Below are 2,515 nucleotides of genomic sequence, written 5' to 3'. Positions count from 1 at the left end.
GCGTAGGTGTTGTCCTCGTCGGTCCCGTCCGCCGGGTACGCACTCGATTTGCAAACCGCATTGAACTTGACGCGCTCTCCGGTCACGCTGCCATCCGCGCCCACCATGCGCTCGACCGCGTTGACAACGAACTTCGCACGCATCGGCACGGGAACAACAGCTTCGGCCAAGGGCGCGCCCAGCACGGCCGAAGCCATCAGCACGGTGGCCGTCATGTCCGGCGCCTGCGCCACCATCTGGCACGCATCCACACCCGAAGCACTCGCCACACCCAGAGACAGACAGGCCACCGCAGCGACCAGTAGACAACCGATCATTCGTTTCATGAGATTGATTCCTTGGAAGGTGCCGCGGCTCACGGCGATCCCCTTGGCCAGTGACGGGGAAGCCCTGATGCTAGGAAGGCGTCAGCGCTTGCCGTGCGCCTTCTGCCAGGCGCCCTTCTCCGCGGCCATCTTGTCTTTCAGCCCCTGGGTGAGGATGGGGTTGTTGTCGGTATCCAGCAGGCATTCGGTCTGCGCGCAGTGGCAGCGGTACCGGTTGCCGTTCTTGCCGTAGAACTCGCGCACCTCGGCCGTGGTCGTGACCATCCCATTGCGGCTGGCGTGCCATGGCCGCGTCGTCGGGATCAGCGCTGACGTCCAAAGCAACCCCAGGTTCAGGCCCAGGCTCTCGGTCGCATAGTCAGCCTCCGCCCATCGCGCTTGGCGCAGGGTGTCGGTGATGTCGGTCTGAGCGTAGCTGGCAGCCTTCGAGCGGCTGACGTCCAACCGTTCCATGATCTCTGTGCGCACGGCCTTGGGGTTCTTCCCGTCGACCACGGCCCGGCCGATGATCTGCGACAGGTCCGCCCGCGCCTCGGCGGCCAGGCCGGTCCAGTGTTCGTAGCTCTTCACCTGGGCCATGCCAACCCGGTTGCGGTAGGCGTCCGAGAACACGACCTGCTGCAGGCTGCGCGCCGCGGCGTAGCCCTCGGACAGCCGGGTCAGGTTGGCGACGCTCTGCGCTGAGCCGAGCTGGCTCGCCTCTTCGTCGTAGGGCGCGTACCAGAAGTGCCGCGAGGTGTCCCGGCCCGAGATGATCCAGCGATCGAGCGCCTCCTGCAGGGCCTGCGTCGTGGCGGCCATCTCGTCAGGCGTCAGGCCGTACAGCGTGCCGGCCATCGCCGTGTCATTGAGGCTGTAGACCCGGATTCCGTCGAAGATGGCCAGCACGTCGACCTGCAGGCCGGCGTAGCGCCGGTAGATCTCCCGCACCGCGCGGCGCAGGATGCCCATTGACCCTGTCCGCTCCTGGACGTTGCCCGGGATCAGCGGGTTCGGGACGCGCTTCACTTGGCCGCCGGCTTGGCCCCGGGCTTCGGCATGGGCTTGCCGGCTGGATCGCCGGGCAATGGCTCGGGCGGCAGATCTTCCTTGAACTCGTCGCCAGCCGCCTTGCGCTCTTCGTAGCCGGCCGCCTTGCGGATCTCGTCGGCATCGAAGATGGGCTCGGTTGCACCGCCATCGAATGCCGTCTTGTTGGTCGTGGCCATGGTCTGGGCGTTCGTGAGCTTCTGCTCGCCCTTCGGCGCGCCAAGGTCAGGCCACTCGACCTCGAAGTCCCCAGCATCGATCAGGCCGATGGTCTGCATGCGGCGCACAAGCTGCTTGAGCATCGGCGTCAGCTCGTTGGCCTGGCGAGAGGCGCAGCGCTCGTTGAAGTCGGCGCGGTCTTCGTCGCTTGCCATCCGGCCGGTCTGCTGCCCGAAGAGGATCGTGAAGGGGATGCGCACCGAGGCGGCAAAGAGGTTCGCGGCCACGCCGAACGACGGCTCAGGATCCGCGACCGTGGTCTGAAGGGCGCTGGCCTCTCCGCCCTGGATGACGATGCTGCTGTCCTGGTTGCGGTTGAGGTTGCGGGTCTGCTCCTCATGCACCTCGCGCACTGTCTTGGTCGACGGTGTGCCGTCCGCGTTCTGCGTAATGGCCAGGACGTTGGATTCCTTGTCGTATCTGAAAACCAGCGTGCGGGCGCTGTTCTTCAGGAAACCCTCGGCCGACCCGCCGGCGATCTTCTCGAGGTCGATCAGGTGGTTGATGCCGGCTTGCAGCAGTGGCACGCCGTCGAAGAAGTCGCCGACGCTGCCCTCGGCCAGGATCTGGACGCGGCTGGGGTGCGCGTCGACCCAGGTCTCCGGCTGGGCCTGGGTGTTGGCGTTGGCCTGCGGCGAGCGCGTGCGGTACTGGAACATCAGCGGCTGACCGTAGTTGTCGGCCGCCTGGTCTTCCTGCCACTTGATCACCTGGATCTGGTCTTCGAACACCGGGACGATGTCGACCAGCTTCGTGCCGCTCACCAGCGGCTGATTGAGCGGCTGCCCGTCGGCCACGCGGTAAATCAGCGCGGAGAACCGGCCAACCATGTTGCGACGGTCGAAGTCGCGCAGCTTCTGCCAACCGTTGATCGAGTCCAATAGCTCTCCGACCTTCGTCTCCCACGGGCTGACCTCGTCGGCGTCCTTCTTCTTGATGCG

2 protein-coding genes and 1 pseudogene are annotated in these 2,515 nt (G+C 66.0%); all 3 read right to left on the bottom strand.

Annotation, left to right across the window (positions count from 1 at the left end; genetic code table 11):
* Nucleotides 1-359, bottom strand: a pseudogene (locus AC1DU6_RS27135) (hypothetical protein); the annotation flags it as partial.
* Nucleotides 360-407: 48 nt separating this feature from the next.
* Nucleotides 408-1,334: a phage minor head protein gene (locus AC1DU6_RS27130; protein ID WP_477860909.1), complete on the bottom strand. Its 927-nt coding sequence runs from the start codon at nucleotides 1,332-1,334 to the stop codon at nucleotides 408-410.
* Nucleotides 1,331-2,515 (bottom strand): anti-CBASS protein Acb1 family protein (locus AC1DU6_RS27125; protein ID WP_477860907.1); only part of this gene is annotated, 1,185 nt, incomplete at its 5' end. The genes AC1DU6_RS27125 and AC1DU6_RS27130, both read right to left, overlap by 4 nt.

The sequence above is a fragment of the Roseateles sp. P5_B10 genome, from assembly GCF_056400485.1.
This window is presented reverse-complemented; position numbering and strand designations above follow the sequence as displayed.